Source organism: Mycobacterium sp. NTMscope_Eco_3 (genome assembly GCF_976985685.1).
This window is the reverse complement of sequence record NZ_CDRJYZ010000001.1, coordinates 2,452,935-2,474,516: the sequence shown is the minus strand read 5'-3', so window position 1 is coordinate 2,474,516 and position 21,582 is coordinate 2,452,935. Positions and strand designations below refer to the sequence as shown.

Sequence of the window (21,582 nt, the reverse complement as noted above, 5' to 3'; positions counted from 1 at the left end):
CACGTTCATGCGCCGTTTTGAGCCGAACTTGTGCACACGCCAGAGCGACGCAATTAAGCGGAGTGTGTAAATTGCCCCGGACCGAATCCAGCACCGTAACGCTGGCAGCGCGGGCCCCGGCGCTGGTAATCCGGATATCCAAAACTGCAGCGGTAGGAGGGGTTTCGTGACGGCGAGCACCGACAGCCATGTTCGTTTCGATCCATACGACGTCGGGCTGATCGCCGACCCCTACCCGATGTTCGCGCGGTTGCGCGAAGAGGCGCCGCTGTACTACAACGCCGAATTCGACTTCTATGCGGTGAGCCGCTACGCCGACGTCAGCAAGGCGCTCGTCGACCACGAGACGTACAGCTCCGCGCGCGGCGCGATCCTCGAGCTGATCAAGGCCAACCTCGAAATCCCGTCGGGCATGTTGATCTTCGAAGACCCGCCGATCCACGACGTGCACCGCAAACTGCTGTCGCGGATGTTCACCCCGCGCAGGATCGCCGCGCTCGAGCCGATGATCCGCGACTTCTGCGCCCAACTCCTGGACCCGCTGGTGGGCTCGGGGCACTTCGACTTCGTCACCGACCTGGGCGCGCAGATGCCGATGAAGGTCATCAGCATGTTGCTCGGCATCCCCGAAGACGACCAGGAGTACATCCGCGACCGGGGCAACGCGCAGCTGCGCACGGAGGCCGGCAAGCCCATGGACGCGGCCCAGCACGGCCTGTCCGTGGGTGAGCAGTTCGAGGCGTACATCGACTGGCGCGCGGAGCATCCGTCCGACGACATCATGACCGAACTTCTCAACGTCGAGTTCGTCGACGAATCCGGCACGACCCGGCACCTCAGTCGCGAAGAGATCCTCGTCTACCTCAACGTCGTCGCCGGGGCGGGCAATGAAACCACCACCCGGCTGATCGGTTGGTCCGGAAAGGTTCTCGCCGAGCACCCCGATCAGCGCCGCGACCTCGTCGAGAATCCCGCGCTCGTCCCGCAGGCCATCGAGGAGCTGTTGCGCTACGAACCGCCGGCCCCGCACGTGTCCCGGTACGTGACCCGCGACGTCACCGTGCACGACCAGACGGTGCCCGAGGGCAGCGTGATGATGATGCTCATCGGATCGGCGTGCCGCGACGAGGCCCAGTTCGGGCCCGACGCGGGCGAATTCAACATTCATCGCGCGGTCCGTCCGCACCTCACGTTCAGCATGGGCACGCACTTCTGCCTGGGCTCGGCGCTGGCGCGCCTGGAGGGCCGCGTCGCGCTAGAGGAGATTCTCAAGCGTTTCCCCGAATGGGAGGTCGACCTGAGCAAAGCCACACTCAGCCCCACGTCCACGGTGCGGGGCTGGGAGTGCATGCCGGCGCTGGTGTCACGATGACAAGTCGGGTGAATGGGCGGGTAGAAGGGAAGGTCGCCTTCATCAGCGGCGCCGCCCGCGGTCAGGGCCGCAGCCACGCCGTGCGTCTGGCGCAGGAAGGCGCCGACATCATCGCCATCGACGTCTGCGGGCCGATCGAGAACCTGGCCTATCCGCACTCGACGCCGGAAGACCTCGACGAAACCGTCGATCTGGTCAAGGCTCTCGACCGCCGCATCGTGACCGCTCAGGTCGACGTCCGCGACTACGACGCGCTGAAGGCCGCCGTGGACAGCGGGGTGGAACAGCTCGGCCGCCTCGACATCATCGTCGCCAACGCCGGCATCGGCACCTTCGGCAACAAGCTACACAAGATCCGCGAGAACATCTGGCACGACATGATCGACGTGAACCTCTCCGGCGTGTGGCACACGGTGAAAGCCGGTGTGCCACATATTATCTCTGGGGGCCGGGGCGGCTCCATCGTGTTGACCGGTTCCGTCGGATCGCACAAGGCCATGGCGCACACCGGCCACTACATTGCCGCAAAGCATGGAGTTCTGGGGCTGATGCGGGCGTTCGCCGTCGAGCTGGGCGAGCACAACATTCGGGTCAACTCGGTGCACCCGAGCCAGGTCAACACCCCGATGACGATCAACGAGGTGACGTTCCGGTTGTTCCGGCCGGACCTGGAAAATCCCGGGCCGGACGATTTCGCGCCGTTCTCGCAGATGATGCACACGTTGCCGGTGCCCTGGGTGGAAGCCGTCGACATCAGCAATGCCGTCCTGTTCCTTGCCTCTGACGAATCGCGTTACATCACAGGCGTTTCGCTACCCGTCGACGCGGGTGCTCTGCTCAAGTAAGCATTAACAAAAATTCAACTGAAAGAAGAAGACTATGCCCGAGTACGACTACGAAGAAATGAAGAAGGAAGCCGAGCAGTACATCAAGTTCGAAAAGGATAAGAAGAACCGCATCGCCTACATCACCTTCGACCGCCCCGACGCGCAGAACTCCACCACCCTGGGGATGCGGCAGAACTACGCCGATCTGATCCACAAGTGCAACGTCGACGACGACGTCAAGGTCGTCGTGATCCGCGGCGAGGGTGAGGATTTTGGTAGCGGCGGAGACCTGCCCGAACAGCGCGGGATGCTGGAGAACCCGGGCATGCCCCTGTTGCACGAACTCGCGATCAACGACGACGACGTCAAGTACCCGCCCGGCGGCTCCTACCGCTACCTGTCCACGGTCACCGACTTCTACGCCAAGGCGCGCGCGGGAAACCGTCCGCTGCAAGAACTTCGGAAGATCAGCATCATCGAGGCCAAGGGCTACTGCTACGGGTGGCACTTCTACCAGGCCGGCGACGCCGACCTGGTGATCTCCTCCGACGACGCCCTGTTCGGCCACCCGGCGTTCCGCTACGTGGGCTGGGGCCCACGGCTGTGGTGGTGGGCCGAGACGATGGGCCTGCGCAAGTTCTCCGAAATGCTGTTCACCGGAAGGCCGTTCAGCGCCAAGGAGATGTACGACTGCGGCTTCGTCAACAGCGTGGTGCCCCGCGACAAGCTGGAAGACGAGACCCTCAAGTACGCGCTGGCGTGCTCGAAGGCCCGCCCGACCGACACCGTGGCCGTGCAGAAGACCTTCCTGGAGCTCTACAAGCAGCACAAGGGCGAGTACTTCGGCAGCCTGCTGACCGGCATGGTCGAGGGCATGCTGCCGATGATCGCCAATGACGCGCAAGAGGTCGACCTGACCGCGGGCACCTTCGAGAAGGGCCTCAACAACGTCGTCAAGGACAACGACATGAACTTCCCACCGGAGTGGCGACTGAGCCGCTCCGGTCGCGCGAAGCCCTGACCACCTTGCGAGGGCGCACATGTCGGCGCTGACGGCCTTCAGGGTCATCGAATTGGCGGGGTCGGTCGCGGGGGAGTACTGCGGAAAGCTGCTGGCCGACTTCGGCGCCGAAGTGATCAAGGTCGAGGCGCCGGGTCGCGGCAGCCCGACGCGGGCCATGGCGCCCCGTCTCGCCGACGGCGTTGAGGGCGGCGCATTGTTCGCCTACCTCAACACCAACAAACGTTCCGTCGTTCTCGACACCGCCTCGCGAGCAGGCGCCGAGCGTCTGGATCGGCTCATCGGCGGCGCCGACGCGGTCATCGACGACGGCGACACCGATTGGGGGCGGCGACACCCGAGCGCAGTGTGCTGCTCCATCACGCCGTTCGGCCGTGACGTCCCGGCCGAGTACGCGAATGCGAAGAGCATCAACGTGTTCCACGCCAGCGGCTGGGGCTATCACACCCCCAGCCATCCGGACCCGACCAGGCCGCCGCTGCGGGGGCCGGGCCGATTCCTGCCCGACTACGAGGCGGGGCTGGAGGCGGCGCTGTGCGTCGCGGCCGCGTTGTTCGGGCGCCTGCACTCCGGCCGGGGCGAGACCATCGACGTCTCCCAGCAGGCGGTGCTGGTCTCGCGGGCCGATTGCATTCTCGGGCGCCTGGTCACCGGCGAAGTCCCCGCCCTCGGCACCCGGGACGACTACGACCAGCAGGGTCCGGCGTCGTTCTTCGCCTGTGCCGAGGGCTTTGTCTATCTGTACCTGACCAGCCGCGCCCACTGGCTCGGCGTCAAGGAGTTGATGGGCCGCCCGATTTGGCTCGACGACTTCGACGACGACTGGCTGGAGTTCTCCGTCACCCCGGACAAGGTCGTCGCGTTCCAGCGGGGATTCGCGGCGTGGGTCCGCGACCTGTCCAAGGAGACGGCGGCCGACGAGGCTCAGCGCCTGGGCGTGCCGCTGGTGCCGGTCAACGAGGCCGCCGACCTGCATCGCTCACCCCAGTACCGTCACCGCGGCTTCTTTTCCGACGTGAGCCACCCCGTGCTCGGCGACGCGGCATACCCCACGGTGCCGTACCTGTTCAGCGCGTCCCCCGCTGAAATCGCCTCCGCGGCACCCGCGCTCGGCCAGCACACCGCGTCGGTCCCGGACCTCCTCGACACTCCACACGCCCCACCGGCGGTGCATTCGGCGCAGCTGAAGCCGCCCAAGACACCGCGCGGTGGCCCGCTGGAGGGGGTGCGCGTCGTCGAACTCACCAAGGTGTGGGCCGGCCCGTACGCCGGCAAGCTGCTGGCGCTGTTGGGCGCCGAGGTGATCAAGGTCGAAACCGCGGCGCTGCCCGAGGAGATGCGGGCCTACGGCGGCACCGACATCAACCACGCGCCGTTCTTCCTGAGCATCAACCCCGAGATCTTGAGCGTCGACATCGACATCAAGTCCGACGAGGGCATGGCGCAACTGCGGGACCTGATCGCCCGCAGCGACATCGTCATCAACAACCTGCGGCCGGGCGCGATGGAGCGCCAAGGCCTCGGGTACGACCGGCTCACCGATATCAAACCCGACATCATCTCGGTGTCGATCAAGATGTGGGGCAACGACGGGCCGCTGGACATCAGACCGGCTACGCGCCCTGCTTCGCCGCCCTGGCCGGCCTCGCGCCGCTCGTCGGCTACGCCGGCGGGCCCCCGCTCGGAACCAGCATGCGCTACGGGGATTCCACCGTCGGCGCGGCGGCCGCATACGCCGCCGTGGTGGCCCTGCTGCACCGCGAGCTCAGCGGCGCAGGGCAATTCGTCGACGTGTCGGCCGTCGAAACCCTCTCCTCGATGATCGGGGATAGCCTGCTCGAACACAGCCTCACCGGGCGACGACTCGGCGCCGACGGAAACCACCACCCCGACATGTGCCCGCACGGCTGCTACCCGTGCGCGGATGGCTCTTGGGTCAGCGTGGCCGTCTCCAACGACACCGAATGGCGGCGGTTGTGCGGCGTGCTCGGTGCCGCCTCGCTGGCCGGCGACCCCCGCTACGCCACGTCAGAGGACCGACGCCGGCACGTCGAACCCCTCGACGCCGATCTCGCGTCGCTGACCCGCGCCCTCGACGCCGAGGAACTCGCTCATCGGCTACGAACGGCGGGAGTGCCGGCCACCAAGAGCGCCACCGCCATGGATGTGATTGCCGACCAACAACTCTGGGACCGCGAACTGTTTCGTTTCGTTTCGGACCATCGCGAAGGCCAGCGGCCCGTGCTCGGACCGTCCTGGCGGCTGGCGCGCAACCCCGCGCGGATTGCGCGCGGCGCGCCCGACCTGGGCGAGGACACGGATTACGTTCTGCAGGAGATATTGGGCACGCAACCGACGGGCGGATCATGACAATCTTGGCGCAGACCGCGGCCCTGGTGACCGGCGCCAGTAGTGGCATCGGAGCGGCGACGGCCAAAGCGCTGGCCGCCGAGGGCGCGGCGGTGGCCCTTCTCGCGCGCCGCGGCGACCGACTGGCGGAGCTGAAGGCCGAGATCGAATCCTCCGGCGGCACAGCGCTCGTCGTCGCCGCCGACGTCACCGACGCCGAGCAGGTCGCGGCCGCCGTGCAGCGCACCATCGCTGAGTTCGGGCGCCTCGACACCTTGGTGAACAACGCCGGCCTAATGCAGTCGGCGCCCGCGACCGAAGCCTCGCTGCAGGATTGGGACAACATGGTGGCCGTCAACGTGCAGGGTGTCCTCTACGCGACGCGCGCGGCGCTACCGCACCTGATCGACGCCGCCGCCGACTCGCCCCGCGGCGTGGCGGACCTGGTGACCATCAGTTCCACCGCCGGGTGGGTGGCCCGGCCGAATACCGCCGTGTATTCGCTGACCAAGTTCGGGGTCAACGCGTTCAGCGAAGGCATCCGCCAAGAGGTGCTCGGCAAGCGGGTGCGCGTCGGCGTGGTGGGCCCGGGAACGGTGGATACCGAGATCTTCAGCCATCTGGCCGAATCCTCGCGGGAGGCCTTCGAAAAGCAGACGTCGGGCATGGTCATGCTGCGGCCCGAGGACATCGCCGACGCGGTCCTGTTCATGGTCACCCGCGACCGACGGGTGGCGGTCAACCACATGCTGGTGCGCGCCGCCGAACAGACCTGGTAGTGCTGTGAGTTCGCACTGGGTGATCGGTGATCAGTATGGATTGCCGATCCCGGCGGACCCCGCGACCCTGCTCAGCGGTGGAGCTTCGTTCCTCACGAAGGCCTTTCGGGCGGCCGGGACACTCGACGACAACAGCGTTGTCCACATCGGCGACTACCGCGAGATCGACGGCGGCAGCACCGGACGGAAAGTGGTGTTGTCGGTCGAATACGACCGTCCCGCACCCGATCTGCACACCGACCTGTTCGTCAAGTTCTCCCGCGATTTCGACAATCCGGTGCGCGATCGCGGAAAGACACAGATGGAACCCGAAGTCCGCTTCGCCTCGCTGTCGCGCGCCCCCGAATTCCCCATCGCCATACCCTGCGCGCAGTTCGCCGATTACCACGGTCAAACCGGCACCGGCCTACTGATCACCGAGCGGATCACCTTCGGTGGCAACGGTATCGAGCGCCAGTACCACAAGTGCCTCGACTACGAAATGCCCGAACCCCTCGAGCACTACCGCGCGCTGCTGACCGCGCTCGCGCGCCTGGCCGGCACGCATCGCTCCGGCCGGCTGCCCGCGGAATTGACCGCTCACTTTCCGTTGGACGTGCGGGCCGCGACGGTCGGGGAGCGGGCGGCGTTGTCCGCGGAGCAGCTGGACCGACGGGTGAACCAACTTGCCGAATTCGCGCGCACCCATCCCGGGTTGCTGCCGGCGAACGTCGGCTCGCCGGAATTCCTGGCCCGCCTGCGCGATGACGTAGCCCGCGTGGCGCTCCATGAGCACACCATCGCGCACCAACTGGCCGACGACTCCGACTATGTCGCGCTGTGCCACTGGAACGCCAACATCGACAACGCGTGGTTCTGGCGCGACGCCGACGGCGCGTTGCACTGCGGCCTGATGGACTGGGGATGCGTCGCCCAGATGAATCTGGGCATGGCGCTGTGGGGAGCGATGTCCGGCGCCGAGACCGAGATGTGGGACGCGCATCTCGACGAGCTGCTGACCCTCTTCGTCATGGAATACGAGCGCTGCGGCGGTCCACGTCTCGACCCGTCCCGGTTGCGTCGGCACATGCTGCTCTATGCGGCCGCCATGGGGGTCGCCTGGTTGTTGGACGTGCCGGCCCTGATCCGCAAGCGATTCGACGCCGTGCCCGGCACGCGCAAGGATCCACGCATCCGGGACGACGAAAGCGTGCGCGCGCCACTGCAGATGCTGTCGAACCTGCTCAGCGCGTGGGAACGTCATCGAGTGGGGGACCTGCTCGATGACGCGGTGCCCTAGCGTCAAACTGGGTCGTCGTCCTCGTCGTAATTCAGGAATCGTTCGGGGTGATGGAAGGCGTTGGTGCGGGGTTGTCCGTGGTCGAGGTGGGCCGGTGGGAGCCATTCGGTGTCGCCGCGGGCGTTTTTGCGGGTGGTCCAACCCTTTTCGGCTAGCCGGTTATCCGGTCCGCAGGCCAGGGTGAGGTCGTCGATGTCGGTGCGATGCGTGGTGGTCCAGCCGCTCACGTGGTGGACCTGGCTGTGATACGCCGGCGCGTCACAGCCCGGTTTCGTGCAGCCCCGGTCCTTGGCGTACAACATGATTCGCTGAGCGGGAGAGGCCAGCCGCTTGGTGTGGTGTAACGCCAGAGCCCTGCCGCGGTCGAAGATCGCCAAATAGTGGTGGGCGTGGCTGGCCATGCGGATCAGATCCGACATCGGCACCAACGAGCCCCCGCCGGTGATACCTTTACCTGCCGCGGCTTCGAGCTCCTGCAGGCTGGTGGAGACCACGACCGACACGGGTAGGCCGTTGTGGCACCCCAGCTCCCCGGAGGCCAGCAGGGTGCGCAGCCCGACCAGCAGACCGTCGTGATTGCGCTGGGCTGGGGTACGCAGGTCACGGCGCACTGCATCGTCATCGGGAACCTCATCGATGAACGGAACGTCGTCGTCAGGATTGCAGGCGCCGGGGGCGCCCAGCTTGGCCAGCACGGGTTCGAAGGTGGCGCGCGCCTCGGGGGTCAGATAGCCGCGGATGGGTGACATGCCGTCGTATTGCTGGGCGCCGACGGTGATGCCGCGCTTGCGGGCACGCTCGCCGTCTTTGAGTTTGCCGTCGGGGTTGATCCAGCCCATCAGCCGGTGGGCGTATTTGTGCAACTCATCGGGGCGAAAGCCGCGGGCCTGCTGCGCCAAATCTTGGTCGGCGTGCTCGTGGATGCACGGGTCGCCCCCGGACGGCAGGTTGGCAAAGAAACCGCGGATGACCCGCACGTGTCCGTCGCCGATCAATCCTTGGCGTTGGGCGGCCGCTGTGGCGCTCAAGGTGGGGGCCAACACCTCCCCGGTCAACGCTTGACGTTCCCCGAGATCAGCGGCTTCGTCCACCCGGCGGCCGGCCTCGGACTTGGTGATGCGTAACCGATCGGCCAGCGCACAACGCAGGGTGCCACCGAGTTCTGTCGTGGTGGCCTGGGCGCGCAGCTGATTGATCAACTCATGCTGGGGGGCGCGCAGCCGGCGCGCAACGCGTTCGATGCGCTCGAGCGTGCGCAACCGTTCCGGGGTGGTGAACACCTCAAAGGACAACGCGCACAACCGGTCCAGGTCGGCATCGAGCGCTTCGAAGACCTCGACGATCTCATCCCGACTGCTCGAACCCATGCCCCAAAGTGTAGGAACGGCCACCGACAAAAAACCGCGGATTGTGACCACTGAAACCGCAGTGACACAAGGGATTTCGATATCCGTTTCCGGTATCCGTAATCGCGCCCGTGGGGCCGGGAAGGACCGACGCCGCCCAGGCTAACCCCAAGCAGGACTGGTGGTCAGCACATCGACGCCCTCCTCGGTGATGTGGACGGTGTCGCGGCGGAACACCGCGCCGGCGCCCTGCCGCCACACATAACCGGTGATCGCCAACACCATGCCCGCCTCGAGTTGGTCGTGCTCGCCCGCGGCCAGCAGGGCTTCGGACACGACCGGCGGGTCGAAACCCAGCCCCAGCCCGTGCGCGATCGGCATCGGCGGTATCGGCTCACCGACCGCCTCATAGGCGGCGAGCAGATCGCGGGTGGGTGCGCCGGGACGGCACGCGGCGAGCATCGTGTCGTACAACGTGTTCGACCGCGAGAAGAGCTCGCGCACATCGCCGCTGACGGCGTCGCCGGCGGGCCAGGTGCGTCCCACTTCCGCGACGTAGCCGTCCGCCAACGCGCCCGCGGCGAACGCGACGAGATCGCCCGATCCGATCTCGTGCGCAGAAGCGCGGCGCCACGGCTGTTCCCGCGACGTCACCCACGCGGCGTCCTGGGTGGCCGGCGTGCTCACCCCGCCGGCGGCCATCGCCTCCATCATCACCCCGGCCAGGGTCCGCTCCGACACCGCGGGCGCCAATTCGCCCAGGGCAGTGGCGAGTCCGTGGTCGGCGACGCGAAGGGCCGCCTCCATCGCGGCGATTTCGTCGGGCGTCTTGATGCGCCGAGCCGCGCGCATCGCCGGCTCGGCGTCGACGAGTTCCGCGTGGGGAAATGCCTCGGGCAGCAGCGCGGCGAAAGTCGGTGTGATCGCATCGGTTCCGACCCGCCGCGCCGACTCTGCGCCGTCGACCTTCTTCAGCACGTCGATGAGCGTCATCGGGTTCCAGGCCAGCCCGTAGAGGTGATCGTGGTCGATCTCCTCCGGGACCCCCTCATCGTCGGTGCTGTTGAGGTAGATGTCCTTAGTGGCACGCACCAGCACACACATCGGACCGAACGGTCGTGTCCCGGCGATCCACAGCTGCGGCGCGCCGGTGACGTAACGAATGTTGGCCTGCCGCCCGAGCACCAGGATGTCCAGACCATGCTCGTCCATCTGGGCCAGCGCGCGTTCCCGGCGCCCCGAGCGCAACGCCACGGGGTCGGGCAGAACTTCAGTCGTCATAGGGGGTGTAGGGGTAGTCGGTGATCGGCACGTAGCCGTCCTCGGTGATTACCACGATCTCCTCACTCCGATAGCCTCCCGTGCCGTCCTCCCACATGACCGGTTCCAAGACCAGCACCATGCCGGGCGGGAAGACGAAGTTGTCGTCGAACTCCGCGCCGAGATCCGTGCCGATCATCGGCGCCTCGGCGGGATAGGTGCCGATGCCGTGCCCCAGATAGAAATGCGGCAGCCAGGGTTTGCGGCCACCGTTGGCGCCAATCGCCGCGCGCGCCAAATCACCGGACGTCGCACCGGCTTTGGTCACGGCCAGCACCGCGTCGAGGACAGTGCGCCACTGCCGGAACTGGTCCTGCTGTCGTGTCGTCGGGCGCTCGCCGACCACCCAGGTTCGCCCGAAGTCGGAACAGTATCCGGCGTAGGTGATGCTGATGTCGGTCCACAGCACGTCGCCGGCCGCCAGTTCGCGATCCGTCGGCAGCAACGGCAGCGCGAGGTCGCCGTGCGTCGTCCATACCCCGGCTTCCCGGGAGCTCGGCATCACCTGCCAGATGGCCTCCAGCATGTTGGTGGTGGCGCCCAGCTCGAACGCGCGACGCACGAACGTGGCCGAAAGATCGATCTGGCGGACGCCCGGCGCGAGCGCCTGCTGCACGTCCACGATGGCCTGTTCGGTGATGCGGGCCGCCCTGCGCAGACAGGACAATTCGTCGCGGGTCTTCACCAACTGCGCGGCGCCGACCACGATGGCCGCATCCGTCGGTGGGCCCGCCGGGAAGAGCTTGGGCGCCGCCCGCCGCATCGCCCCGGTGAGCTCGTCGACGGCGATGCGCGCTCCCGGCGGGACGATCCCGGCCAGCCGCCGCGCGAAATCCTCGACCCCGTGGTCGAATTCGAGGTACGCGGGGCCGTGCAGATGGTCGTCGGGAACCGGCGCTTCCGCGCACGCCCCGCTGCGGAACGGCATGAACAGGTGCGGATACACGTCATCGGCGAGCACCACCGCGACGGGGCGCTCCACGTGGGACAGACCCGCATCCAACAGCGGCCAGCTGGCGCCCGTGGCGTAGCCGACGTAGCCGTTCAGCAGCAGGATCAGCGCGTCGACACCGTGTTCGGCCATCGCCGCCCGCAGCCGCGCTCCGGTCTCCGCGCGCATGCGGGCCCAATCCGGCTCGTCGGGGATGTCGAGCACCGAGTCGACGGCGGTCGCCGAGTTCGTCATGCGGCGATCCCCAGGAATTTCTTGATGTTGCCGCCGACAACACGCACGGCGTCCTCCGGCCCGACGGCGCCGACCACCGCGGCCAGCGACCGCTCCGAATAGCCGAAAGTGCTTTCGTTGTGCGGGTAGTCCGACGACCACATCACCTTGTCGACGCCGATCTCGTTGATCTGCCGCAAGCCCAAGGGATCGACCATGAACGAGGCGTACATGTGCGTGTCCCAGTAATGGCGAATGTGGCGCTCGGGCTGGTGCGCGAGCATGTGCCGATACGAGGCCAGCACGTGCTCGGCGTCCTGCAGCGCCGTCGGTACCCAGGCAATACCGCCCTCGAACCAGCCGACCCGCAACCGCGGATGCCGGTCGAGGATGCCGCCGAAGATGTACTTGGAGAACATCTCTCGAAACGAGTCGATGTTGACCATCATGGCCACCGCCACGCTGTTGACCTCGCTGGGGAACTTGGGTTGACTCTCGCCGATATGGTGCGCGACCGGCAGGCCGGCCTCTTCGATCTCGTCCCACACCGCGCTCATCGCGGTGCTGGAGTAATCGATGGGCTGGCCGTCGCGGTCGTTGCCGGGACTGATCGGCATCAGAAACGTGGTCAGCCGCAGCGACTTCAGCTCGGTGAGCGTGCGGCGGGCGCCGGCCGGATCCCACCAGTTGATCAATCCGACGCCATAGCAATGCCCGCCGGAACGTTCCTGTACGTCGGCGATGTGCTCGTTGTAGACCCGAAAGATCCGCTCGCGGATCGCGTGGTCGGGATGGTGGAACAGCGCGAGCACCGCATTCGGGAAGGCCAGTTCCCTGTCGACGCCGTCTTCGGCGAGCTCACGAACCCGGGCCTCGACGTTGTTGGTGGCCGCCCCGGCGAGATCGTCGTACTGCATGAGCACCGCGCTGAAGTCGCCGACCACCATCGACTGTCCGGGCGGGCCGAGCAGGTACGCGCCGTCCTCGTACCAGATCCGCGGGGCCTGATCCTTGAGATCTTCGGGAAAGCGCTCGTAGAAGATGTCGTCGGCCACCGAGATGTGGTTGTCGGCGGAGAAGACCTCGGTGCCGGCCGGCAGGCCGGTGCTGAACTCCGCGGCATGACCGCGACGGTCCTTGGGCGCGCCGATCACGCCGTCGGGATAGACGGTTTGGGCTGGGCTGGACATCATCGTCCCTTCATCGGGGATCACTCATCATTGTGCATCTGGGTCGGGATAGGTGACGCCACTGAGCCGCTCGGAAAGCTGCCACAGCTGTCGCACGTCGGTGTCGCTGCGCACCAACCGGGGGACTCGAGCGAAAGTGACTCCACCCCTGACCGTCTCGTAGAAGCCGCGCGGACCGTAATACATGGCGCCCTGCGCATCCGGGGACACCGCGGCGTAGAGGGACGGCTTGATGCCTTCGTCGATGTCGAGCCACATGAACGGCATCACGCGCCAGGTCAGTTGCGTCAACCGGGCCTGCAACGTGGGTTTGTCGCGGCCGTACGAGGCGCCGCTGAGCAGGTTCGTCTTGGTCAGGCCCGGGTGCGCAGCGTTGGACATCAACCCCCAGCCACCCTGGCGGCTGCGCCGATCCAATTCGACGGCGAACATCAGTTGCGCCAATTTGGCGACCCCGTACGAATGCATGGGCTTATAGCCCTGCTGCGCATTGACATCGCCGAAGTCGAGCTTGCCCTGGGTCGCGGCGAGGCTGCTGACCGTCACCACCCGCGCGGATTCCGCCGCCCGCAGCAACGAGAGCAGGTGTCCGGTCAACGCGAAGTGGCCTAAATGGTTTGTCCCGAACTGCAATTCGAAGCCGTCGCGGGTCTGCTGGCGCTGCGGCGGCGTCATGACGCCGGCGTTGTTGATCAGAATGTCGATCGGGCGCCCTTCGGCGGTGAGCTGTTCACCCAGCGCCGCCACGCTTTCCAGCGACGACAGGTCGAGTTGCCTGATGGAGAGCTTGGCCTGCGGCACCTCTCGGCGGATGTCGGCGGCCGCCCGTTCGCCCTTGACCCGGTCACGGACAGCCATCACCACGTCGGCGCCCGCGGCGGTCAGCCGCTTCGCCAGGCCGAACCCCAAACCGCTGTTCGCCCCGGTCACGACCGCGAACCTGCCGCGCAGATCGGGAACACTCAGCGCGAGATCGGGCTTCACCATGTCACGGGCAGCTCATAGAGGCCGTAGGCCAGCGCGTCGTGCTTGAACGGAAGCTCATCCAGCGGCACGGCAAGCCGCAGCGTGGGGACGCGGCGCAGCAGGGTGGGCAGGACGATCTGCAATTCCATGCGGGCCAGCTGCTGTCCCACGCACTGGTGGCGACCGTAGCCGAACCCGACGTGCGGCCCGTCTTCGCGCAAAAGGTCGAGGCGGTCCGGGTGGGGGAACTGGCGCTCATCCCAGTTCGCCGGGGCGACGTCGAGGATGATGCCATCGCCGGCGCGGATCGTCTCGCCGCCAATCTCGATGTCCTCGACGGCGATTCGGCGCTGACCGGTCTGGATGATGCTCAGGTAGCGCATCAGCTCCTCGACCGCGGTCGCGATGACCTTCGGATCGTCGGTGTCGCGCAACAGTGCCCGCTGATCGGGATGCTCGAGCAACGCGGCGATGCTCAGGCTGATCATGTTCGCCGTGGTCTCATGACCCGCGATCAGCACACCGGTCGCCAATTGTGCGGCTTCGCGCACGCTGATCTCTTCGGCGTTGACCCGCTCGGCGAGGTCGGACACCAAATCCTCTGAGGGGCTTTGCATTTTCGTCCGAACCAGGTTGGCCAGATACTTGGCCAGCGAGGCAGCACCTTGCGCGGTGTCCTCCTCGGTCGCGTAACGGCCCATGCCGCGCTGGGCTTGGGTCTGGAAGAATTCCGCGTCCTCGTACGGCACGCCCAGCAGTTCGCTGATGACCAGGGAGGGGACCGGCAGCGAGAGGGTGCTGACGACGTCGCCCGGCTTCGGCCCAGCCAGCAGGGCGTCGATGTGATCGTCGGTGATCTTCTGCACCGCCGGCCGCAGGGCTTCAACACGCTTGAAGGTGAACGGTTTCGACAGCATCCGGCGAAACCGGGTGTGCTCCTCGGCATCGGAGGTGAACACCGAACGCGGGCGCTTGTGCACCGTGGCCAGCATGCCCGCGTTCCAGTGCGGATAACCCGGCAGCCGGTCGTCGACACTGGTGCGGGAGTCGGTGAACAGCGCGCGGATCGCGTCGTAGCCGTGGATGAGCCACGGTGTGCTGTCGTCCCAGATCCGCACCCGGCTCAGCTGCTTGTCGGCGTTGAGCTCCAATACCTGCGGGGGCGGGGAAAACGGGCACCCCGGCGCGCGTGTCATCGGAAACTCCGGGATATCGGTGGCGGTGGATCCTTCGGTCATCGTGCTCCTCGGTGTTCGGCTTACGCGGTTGTCGGTGACGGCTGGCCGCCCGCCGCGGCCACGTGGACGGGCGCGCGCCACAGGCCGACGATCGCGTCGATCAGCCCTTCGGCGGCGACCGGCCAGGCCGAACGCGATCGCGGCCCGTGCTCGGCCAGCGCGCCCTCGTGCTCGGCGCAGGTGTGCATCAGCAGGTTGCGCACCATCACCATCCGTTCGGAACGCACCCGCTTGGGCAGCTCGGGGAGACAGCGGTTGATGCCCTCGAGCGTCTCCACCAGTAACGGCGAGGCCAGCGCATCTTTGGTGACCACGTGGCGATACGTGGGATCGGCCATGGCCTGGGCGGCGAATCGCGCATACCAGCTCGGGGTTCCCAGCGCGGCCAGATGTTCGGTCAGCGGACGCACCAGCGCGCCCACCCAGTCCCGCAGCTCGGCGGAATCGCCGACCGCGGCCAGCATGTGCGCGCGCAGCTCCTCGATCGGGTCACGGTGTTTGGCTTCGATCGCGCGCAGCAGGTCGACCCTGCTCCCGAAGTGGTAACACGCCGCGGCGTTGTTGCCCTGTCCGGCCGCCTCGCTGATCTGCCGGTTCGACACGGCATACATCCCGCGTTCGGCGAACAACACCTCGGCGGCCGACAAGAGCGCCTCTCGGGTGCCCGTCGACCTTTCGGAACGAGCGATCCGCTCGGCGGTCATCGCCTCAGTGAACACGCGCCGCTGGGTTAAATCAAGCAATTTATTTAGTTGGGGGTTCCGCGGCGGCCCCGGATCCCGCCCGCCGGCGCCCGATGACGGCGGCCGAAAGGTCCGTCGAATTCCAATTCGGCGTGCTGCGAGCGAATTCCGCCCGCGTCACGGTTGTTAGCTGACCGGGAATGCGGGGCGCCGCGCCGGGCACGCCGGGCGGCATCCCCTGGGCACCGCAGGGCCGCCCCTTGACGAAATTGGTCGTGAGATGTCTAATCCGGACGAGAAATCGGGAGGCAGAACCGGTGGTCGTAATCGACACGCGGACCGTGGATCGGACGGGGCTTCACCGCATATGGAAAGCGATTCTTATCGGCATCGCGGCCATTGTGTTTGCGGCATGCTACTTCCAGCCGGTTCTCCTCATCGGGGTCGCCCTGATTGTTGTGGCGCTGCTGTGCGCGCGCTTGGTCTATAAGGGCCGGGACCGTTATATCCCCAATTTGTATGCGCGGGACATCGAAATTTACGACGATGCATATCGTTCGTTTATCGGGCGCACGCTCGCGGATCTGCGTCGGTGCAAGATCGGGGGCCACACGCTGCTGTGGGAGGCCTCGCGCCTGGCGACGCCAAGCCCCGGCGATCCTGACGAATTGCTGCTTGACCTCGGCGTCTGGGCGGGCTGGTCGACCCGGCTCATCTCTGACGCCTCCAACCGCACGGTGTACGGGTTCGATACCTTTTCCGGGCTCGTCGAGGACTGGCAGATCGATGACCACACCGTCATCAAGCGCGGGACCTTTTCACTGGCGGAGCCGGTGGCGCAACGTTTCATCCGGGATACCGGCGTCAGCTTGCACGACGGGGTGCCCGACGCGCTCGGCCGCAAGGTGGAGTTCATCAGGGGAAGCACCTACGAGACGCTGGCCCCATTCCTGGCCGACCGGCCGGACGCCATCATCAAGCTTTTTCACATGGATCTGGATACCTACGAGAGTTGCCTGCACGCGCTGGAAACCTGTAAGGACCGCTTCGTCGAGGGATCGATCCTTGTCTTTGACGAATATCTGGTCACCAATGGCGAAATGCTGGCGTTCTACGAGTTCCAGAACAAGTACGAGTTGCAATGGCGCTACCGCGCGTGGGGCCTCGAGGCGTGGGAGATGAACCTCGAGATGGTTACCGCACGCCCGAAACGGGCCATCTACTACCTGGTCACGATGGCCTTGCATTGGACGATCGGGAGCGGCAGCTACGCCTGGACCTTTTTCCGCAAAAGGTTTTGGCGATTTTGGCTGGGCGCGCCGCTATCCGACATGCTTTTCATGCTTGGCGCTGCGGGACAACGTAAGTCGGTCAGCCTGGAAATCACCGGGCTGGGCAAACTCGATCGAAACCGCCCCGTGCAGCACTAGCGGCTGTTCAGCCGCCCCAGACCGCGTGGGCGCCGGCGTCGCCCACCCGGTAGATCTGGAGCGTCGACGCGATGCCGGTCGCGAGCACCACGATCGCGACGAGGACGTGGAGCACCACGCGGCGCTGATCGGATCGGCGTTCGACGACACGGAGCGCGATGAGCGCGACGGCAACCGCCAGCAGCGCGGCGGAGAAGTAGGTCATGACGCCGCCCCGCTCGGCGTGCTCGCGCAGGATCGGGCTGGGGTTGGCCTGGCGGTCGTAGAGCCACGCTCCGGCGTCGATGGTGATGGGCGTCAACACCATCGTCACCGCCGCCAAGATCAGCGTGAGCCACATCAGCTGCCCGCGCCGGGCGGCCGGCCAAAGCCCGCACGCGATCTCCAGCGCGGCGGTCAGCGGCACGAGCACCAACACGAAATGCAGCAACAGGGCGTGAGCCGGCATCCCGATGACGTTCATGGCGTCCCTCGGCTGGGGGTCTGCTCGGGCCTGCTCAGCGCCTAGCCGCCGAGCCCCTTCTTGATGGCCGCGTCTTGCTTCTGGCCGACATCGTTGACGAAATCAGGCGGGGCCAGCGTGTCGGTCGGGCCGTCGAACTGCAGCGTGGCGAGCGCCCTTCCCTCGGTGAAGAGCAGGATCACCACACCCTTACTGCGGTCGGGCGCGTTTCCCATCAGCATCGTGCCGCCGCTGCCGACGTTCGACGGTTGCGTGGTCGGGTCCTTGACGACGCCGCCCTGTTGGCCCTTGGCGGCGTTCAACGCGTTCGTCGCCGCCTCGGGGTCGTCGTAGACACCAATGGTCACCTTGATCGCGTGGCTGCCGTCGTCGTCCTTGAAGGTCGTCGCCACGCCCGGCTGCCCATTGGGATTGCTCGTCGGGGGAGCGGCGGTAAAGGGAACCGGTGCATTGATGTCGCTCGCCTGGATGAGCAGCCGGGCGTACTCATTGGGCTGTGCCGGTGCCGCCGACGACGACGGTGGTGCCGAGCCGGGGCTGCTGGTGGCGGAGGTTGCCGAGGTCGCGGATCCGGTCTTCGACGTCGACGGTTGCTGCTTGTTGTTGCCGCAGCCGGACACCGACACCGCCAGCGCCGTTGTCGCTGCGACACCCGCGAGCAGCGCTCGTGAAATCCTCATCGATCGAGTTCCCTTCCAGGTCTTCCCGGCGACCGCGTCGGGTCCGTCCTTCGAATCGCACAGTACATTGCTCCGCGGCGAGGGACGCCGCGGAGCGTACTGGGTGCCGGATGGGTTACTCGAGTTGGTCGCGCAGGCAGCGCAGGGTGTTTGCCAGGATGCGCGAGACCTGCATCTGCGACACCCCGATCCGCTCCGCGATCTGGCTCTGCGTCATCGATTCGAAGAACCGCATGCGCAAAACGTCGCGTTCGCGAGGCGGCAGCGTGGCGACGAGGACGCGCAGCGCTTCCCGGTTGGTGATGTGCTCGATCTGCGGATCGATGTCGCCCACCGAGTCGGCCACCGAGCGCGGCGTTCCGGAACTATCGGCGCCCAGCGGTGCGTCCAGGGAATCGAGCCGGTAGGCATCGCCCGCGACGAGGCATTCGACGATCTCCTCCCGTGGAACCTCGAGCATCTGCGATAGCTCGCCGGCGGTGGGGGCGCGCCCCAACTGCTGGGCGAGATCGGCTGTCGCCCTGCTGATTTGGACGTGCAGCTCGCGCAGCCGCCGTGGCACACGCATGCCCCAGCTGTGGTCGCGGAAGTAACGCCGGACCTCGCCCATCATGGTGGGGACGGCGAACCCGATGAAGCTGGGGCCCTTCGCGGGGTCGAACCGGTTGACGGCGTTCATCAGGCCCAGGCGCGCGACCTGAATCAGGTCCTCGAGGCCTTCGCCCCGGCGGGCAAAGTGGCTGGCCACGTGGTCGGCCAGTGGTAGGCATCGGGCCACGATGCGTTCGCGCTGGCGGCCGTACTCATGCGATTCGGCCGGCATCTGATTCAGTTCCACGAACATGTCGACGACGTCGTCGTAGGAATCGTCTGATTGTCGGGCGCCTGCCGGTGCCGGACGGGTTGGGGCAATCGTGTTGGTCATCGGGCGACGCACCTTGTGTTCACTCGAAAAATCGCGTAAACGCCTGCGCGAGAACAAGTTTGCATTGCTGACTCACTTCCCTGAGTCTATGCAGAAAGACATTGCGGAACGCCGCACAGTCGCCTCCACTGCATCCTGATCCGCGGGACTTGTCGTTTACCACCGCACCCGCGCTACCAACGGGGAGATGACTCTCGGGTGTTTGATCGCCGGAGCCAGTACCAAGCTCAGTAGCCGTGGGGCTGACTGGCCGCTTTGAGCTAAACGGCGACAGGTCCAGAAGCGGACTTCAGTGGAGACTATACGCCCCCGCGCAGCACCCGGCGATCGGTCCCGGCAGCCGGTTGGTGGCGTTGCTTAACTGTTTCCGCGGTGTACTAGTGGCGTTCAGCAAGTCGGCGATCTGGGCGCCGCGCCTGCACGCTGGCTGCCGTCATGGTCCCGAGCTGCGGTGTTGTGAACTACCGGCGGCCCGACAACCCAGGACGCGGCATGGTTGGCAAACAGAGTCGTCGTCTCGCTCGGCTGGCGCCGCCTGCGGGTTGGTGGCTGGGCCATGGACGCGAACACCCGGTTTGAAGAGGGCGTTTGCGACTCGGGTGGCCCGAAGATGATCGGCGCCAGTGTTCGCTTCGGTATCGTTCGCCTGATGTTCATGATCCAATCCAGTGGCGTGCGTGGGACCGATCGCGAGAGCGATTCGCGCGCAATGCTTTACGTGGGCCGTGCGGTGTGCCGGGGCTCCCGGTGAGCGGACGTGGCGCGCAGGCCCTGCTGGAGGGGCGCGGGGTGGCGGTGTCCGGTGGCAGTCGCGGGATCGGACGCGCCGTCGCCGAATTGTTGGGCGTCCTGGGCGCCGGTGTGGTCGTCAACGGGCGCGACGGGCACGCCGTGGAGGAGACGGTCGCCGCGATCATCGCGTCGGGCGGACGCGCCGCCGCGGTGGTGGGAGCCGCGGATGAGGAACGCGTGGCCCAAACACTCGTCGACGCGTGCGTCAGCACTTTCGGGCGGCTGGACTCGCTGATCAATTGCGCCGGAATCGCCGAGCCGCCGGGTTCCTCGATCCTGAAGATCTCCGCGGCCGAGTTTGACCGGCTGATCGGTGCGCACCTGGGCACGGCGTTTCACACGTGCCGGGCCGCCGCGCCGGTCATGGCCGCGCAGGGCCACGGAGCCATCATCAACACCAGTTCGGTGGCGTTTCTGGGCGACTACGGCGGGACCGGCTACCCCGCGGGCAAGGGGGCCGTCAACGGCCTGACGATGGCCATCGCCGCCGAACTGAAGCCCCACGGCGTTCGCGCCAACGTGGTGTGTCCCGGCGCCAGGACGCGGCTTTCTACGGGTCTCGAGTACGAAAGACATATCGAAGACCTGCACCGCCGCGGGCTGCTCGACGACGTGACGATGCGGGCCTCGCTCGACAGCGCGCCGCCCGCATTCGTGGCCCCGGTCTACGCCTATCTCGCGAGCGACTTGGCGCGTGACGTGACGGGCCAGATCCTCGTGGCCGCGGGCGGTTTCGTCGGCAGCTTCGACCGCCACACGCCGCGCCTGTTGGGTTATCGCGATCACCACGAGGCCGGTCCGTGGTCAGTGGAAGACATGCACAACATGATCGGCGCCGCGACCGAGGCGCGATGAGCGGTGGCGCACCGGACGTCCGAAAGCCGCCGCCTGCCGCATGATCCGGGCCGGCGGGCCCCGCACCGTTTACGGGCGAACACACCCGCGATGGACATATCGATGGAAATGTATGGCCACCGTCGGGGCGCCCGGCGGGTGCGGTACGTGCGAGCCTCTTCGGCGGTCCGGGTCAGGATGCCTTTGACGAGCGCCGGCGCGTTCGCGGCGGCTCGGCGGTGCCCAGCGCATCCATCGCGCGGACCAGCTGCGGGTAGGCGATCGCCGGCCCGATCCAGCGGGTGAGATAGCGCCGCAGATCGGCTCCGCTGCGCGGCGGCCGCCCGGGGTCGGTGAGGAAGGAATGCAGGACCCGCAACGAGAATTCGTTCAGCTCGTCCAGGCCCGCCTCGTCGAAACCGTAATGCTCCCAATCGATGTCGTAGCGATGCAGCATCGACCGACCGAATGCCAACGCGGTATCGGAGATGATCGACACCTTCTGGCCACCGCGATGGCGCTGGTTGAGGACGAATTCGACCTGATTGTCCGAGGCCAGCTCCTCGACGGCGAAGGCCATCCCCTCCGTGATGGCCACGACCGGGTCGGTAACGCCTTCGAGATGGGCCGCCATGCGATCGAGGAAGCCGTCGGCCGAACGCATCGCGGACGCCACCAACAACGCCTGGGTTCCGGGGAAATAGCGATAGACGGTCTGGCGGGTGACGCCCAGCGCCCGCGCCACGTCGGCGATCCGCAACGCTGAACCGCGTTCGTCGATGATCCTGTCGGCGGCGTCGAGGATGCGCTCGATGGCCTCCGTATCGGAAGCCGGAGTATTTCCTGCCCAACCGTGACTGCGCATGATTACCGAACGGCAAACCGGTAGGCGGTGATCCCCACAGCTGGATCATAGCGTCCGT

Annotated in this window: 19 protein-coding genes and 1 pseudogene; 9 read left to right on the top strand and 11 right to left on the bottom strand. The window is 66.7% G+C overall.

Features of this window, described 5'->3' with window-relative positions; all coding sequences use genetic code 11:
* Positions 1–166 precede the first annotated feature (166 nt).
* The 6 genes and pseudogenes from AC0KTM_RS11385 (at position 167) to AC0KTM_RS11360 (ending at position 7,627) form a co-directional block, all read left to right on the top strand.
* Positions 167–1,372, top strand: a complete 1,206-nt coding sequence (locus tag AC0KTM_RS11385; protein ID WP_238955901.1) for a cytochrome P450 — start codon at positions 167–169, stop codon at positions 1,370–1,372.
* An 8-nt stretch (positions 1,373–1,380) separates the two neighbouring features.
* On the top strand, positions 1,381–2,217 hold the full coding sequence (locus AC0KTM_RS11380) for a mycofactocin-coupled SDR family oxidoreductase (RefSeq protein WP_308193079.1): 837 nt from the start codon (positions 1,381–1,383) through the stop codon (positions 2,215–2,217).
* A 34-nt stretch (positions 2,218–2,251) separates the two neighbouring features.
* A complete protein-coding gene (locus tag AC0KTM_RS11375; protein ID WP_009952401.1) occupies positions 2,252–3,220 on the top strand; it encodes an enoyl-CoA hydratase/isomerase family protein in 969 nt (322 codons plus the stop codon).
* 19 nt (positions 3,221–3,239) lie between these two features.
* Positions 3,240–5,590: pseudogene (locus AC0KTM_RS11370) on the top strand (CaiB/BaiF CoA transferase family protein).
* A complete protein-coding gene (locus AC0KTM_RS11365) occupies positions 5,587–6,348 on the top strand; it encodes an SDR family NAD(P)-dependent oxidoreductase (RefSeq protein ID WP_225328170.1) in 762 nt (253 codons plus the stop codon). Before AC0KTM_RS11370 ends, AC0KTM_RS11365 begins: the two are co-directional and overlap by 4 nt.
* A 19-nt stretch (positions 6,349–6,367) precedes the next feature.
* On the top strand, positions 6,368–7,627 hold the full coding sequence (locus AC0KTM_RS11360) for a hypothetical protein (protein ID WP_472417443.1): 1,260 nt from the start codon (positions 6,368–6,370) through the stop codon (positions 7,625–7,627).
* Between the two features lie 2 nt (positions 7,628–7,629).
* Here AC0KTM_RS11360 and AC0KTM_RS11355 read toward each other — a convergent pair whose 3' ends face one another.
* From AC0KTM_RS11355 to AC0KTM_RS11325, 7 genes are all read right to left on the bottom strand, one after another.
* Entirely contained in the window at positions 7,630–8,994 is a 1,365-nt protein-coding gene (locus tag AC0KTM_RS11355; protein WP_472415554.1) for an HNH endonuclease signature motif containing protein, read from the bottom strand.
* Positions 8,995–9,135: 141 nt separating this feature from the next.
* Positions 9,136–10,254: a M24 family metallopeptidase gene (locus AC0KTM_RS11350; protein ID WP_225328172.1), complete on the bottom strand. Its 1,119-nt coding sequence runs from the start codon at positions 10,252–10,254 to the stop codon at positions 9,136–9,138.
* A complete protein-coding gene (locus AC0KTM_RS11345) occupies positions 10,244–11,479 on the bottom strand; it encodes a M24 family metallopeptidase (protein WP_238955897.1) in 1,236 nt (411 codons plus the stop codon). Before AC0KTM_RS11345 ends, AC0KTM_RS11350 begins: the two co-directional genes overlap by 11 nt.
* Positions 11,476–12,648: an amidohydrolase family protein gene (locus tag AC0KTM_RS11340; RefSeq protein WP_225328218.1), complete on the bottom strand. Its 1,173-nt coding sequence runs from the start codon at positions 12,646–12,648 to the stop codon at positions 11,476–11,478. The genes AC0KTM_RS11345 and AC0KTM_RS11340 overlap by 4 nt, the downstream gene beginning before the upstream one ends.
* A gap of 27 nt (positions 12,649–12,675) precedes the next feature.
* Positions 12,676–13,635 (bottom strand): SDR family oxidoreductase, encoded by a 960-nt coding sequence (locus AC0KTM_RS11335; protein ID WP_225328174.1) that lies wholly within the window; start codon positions 13,633–13,635, stop codon positions 12,676–12,678.
* Complete coding sequence (locus AC0KTM_RS11330; protein WP_225328175.1) at positions 13,629–14,852, bottom strand: cytochrome P450; 1,224 nt, start codon at positions 14,850–14,852, stop codon at positions 13,629–13,631. The genes AC0KTM_RS11335 and AC0KTM_RS11330 overlap by 7 nt, the downstream gene beginning before the upstream one ends.
* Before the next feature lie 20 nt (positions 14,853–14,872).
* On the bottom strand, positions 14,873–15,571 hold the full coding sequence (locus AC0KTM_RS11325; RefSeq protein WP_225328176.1) for a TetR/AcrR family transcriptional regulator: 699 nt from the start codon (positions 15,569–15,571) through the stop codon (positions 14,873–14,875).
* Positions 15,572–15,852: 281 nt separating this feature from the next.
* Here AC0KTM_RS11325 and AC0KTM_RS11320 point away from each other — a divergent pair, with 281 nt between their 5' ends.
* Positions 15,853–16,965, top strand: coding sequence for a class I SAM-dependent methyltransferase (locus AC0KTM_RS11320; RefSeq protein ID WP_238955896.1), 1,113 nt, complete (start codon positions 15,853–15,855; stop codon positions 16,963–16,965).
* 7 nt (positions 16,966–16,972) lie between these two features.
* Here the strand turns inward: AC0KTM_RS11320 and AC0KTM_RS11315 are convergent, their stop codons facing one another.
* From AC0KTM_RS11315 to AC0KTM_RS11305, 3 genes are all read right to left on the bottom strand, one after another.
* Complete coding sequence (locus AC0KTM_RS11315; RefSeq protein ID WP_225328178.1) at positions 16,973–17,428, bottom strand: DUF2231 domain-containing protein; 456 nt, start codon at positions 17,426–17,428, stop codon at positions 16,973–16,975.
* A gap of 41 nt (positions 17,429–17,469) precedes the next feature.
* A complete protein-coding gene (locus AC0KTM_RS11310) occupies positions 17,470–18,108 on the bottom strand; it encodes a hypothetical protein (RefSeq protein ID WP_225328179.1) in 639 nt (212 codons plus the stop codon).
* Positions 18,109–18,223: 115 nt separating this feature from the next.
* A complete protein-coding gene (locus AC0KTM_RS11305; RefSeq protein WP_238955895.1) occupies positions 18,224–19,033 on the bottom strand; it encodes a SigB/SigF/SigG family RNA polymerase sigma factor in 810 nt (269 codons plus the stop codon).
* A gap of 556 nt (positions 19,034–19,589) precedes the next feature.
* Between AC0KTM_RS11305 and AC0KTM_RS11300 the strand changes: the two genes are divergently transcribed.
* A complete protein-coding gene (locus AC0KTM_RS11300; RefSeq protein ID WP_225341287.1) occupies positions 19,590–19,784 on the top strand; it encodes a hypothetical protein in 195 nt (64 codons plus the stop codon).
* A complete protein-coding gene (locus AC0KTM_RS11295) occupies positions 19,781–20,680 on the top strand; it encodes an SDR family NAD(P)-dependent oxidoreductase (RefSeq protein ID WP_225328181.1) in 900 nt (299 codons plus the stop codon). The genes AC0KTM_RS11300 and AC0KTM_RS11295 overlap by 4 nt, the downstream gene beginning before the upstream one ends.
* Positions 20,681–20,852: 172 nt before the next feature.
* Here AC0KTM_RS11295 and AC0KTM_RS11290 read toward each other — a convergent pair whose 3' ends face one another.
* Entirely contained in the window at positions 20,853–21,524 is a 672-nt protein-coding gene (locus AC0KTM_RS11290) for a TetR/AcrR family transcriptional regulator (RefSeq protein WP_225328182.1), read from the bottom strand.
* Positions 21,525–21,582: the final 58 nt, after the last annotated feature.

Excerpts from the sequence above, each read along its gene's own strand:
- AC0KTM_RS11365 (WP_225328170.1), top strand. The coding sequence starts at position 5,587 with ATGACAATCTTGGCGCAGACCGCGGCCCTGGTGACCGGCGCCAGTAGT.
- AC0KTM_RS11375 (WP_009952401.1), top strand. The coding sequence starts at position 2,252 with ATGCCCGAGTACGACTACGAAGAAATGAAGAAGGAAGCCGAGCAGTAC.
- AC0KTM_RS11330 (WP_225328175.1), bottom strand. The coding sequence starts at position 14,852 with ATGACCGAAGGATCCACCGCCACCGATATCCCGGAGTTTCCGATGACA.
- AC0KTM_RS11345 (WP_238955897.1), bottom strand. The coding sequence starts at position 11,479 with ATGACGAACTCGGCGACCGCCGTCGACTCGGTGCTCGACATCCCCGAC.
- AC0KTM_RS11340 (WP_225328218.1), bottom strand. The coding sequence starts at position 12,648 with ATGTCCAGCCCAGCCCAAACCGTCTATCCCGACGGCGTGATCGGCGCG.
- AC0KTM_RS11290 (WP_225328182.1), bottom strand. The coding sequence starts at position 21,524 with ATGCGCAGTCACGGTTGGGCAGGAAATACTCCGGCTTCCGATACGGAG.
- AC0KTM_RS11300 (WP_225341287.1), top strand. The coding sequence starts at position 19,590 with ATGGACGCGAACACCCGGTTTGAAGAGGGCGTTTGCGACTCGGGTGGC.
- AC0KTM_RS11305 (WP_238955895.1), bottom strand. The coding sequence starts at position 19,033 with ATGACCAACACGATTGCCCCAACCCGTCCGGCACCGGCAGGCGCCCGA.
- AC0KTM_RS11335 (WP_225328174.1), bottom strand. The coding sequence starts at position 13,635 with ATGGTGAAGCCCGATCTCGCGCTGAGTGTTCCCGATCTGCGCGGCAGG.
- AC0KTM_RS11310 (WP_225328179.1), bottom strand. The coding sequence starts at position 18,108 with ATGAGGATTTCACGAGCGCTGCTCGCGGGTGTCGCAGCGACAACGGCG.
- AC0KTM_RS11350 (WP_225328172.1), bottom strand. The coding sequence starts at position 10,254 with ATGACGACTGAAGTTCTGCCCGACCCCGTGGCGTTGCGCTCGGGGCGC.
- AC0KTM_RS11355 (WP_472415554.1), bottom strand. The coding sequence starts at position 8,994 with ATGGGTTCGAGCAGTCGGGATGAGATCGTCGAGGTCTTCGAAGCGCTC.
- AC0KTM_RS11315 (WP_225328178.1), bottom strand. The coding sequence starts at position 17,428 with ATGAACGTCATCGGGATGCCGGCTCACGCCCTGTTGCTGCATTTCGTG.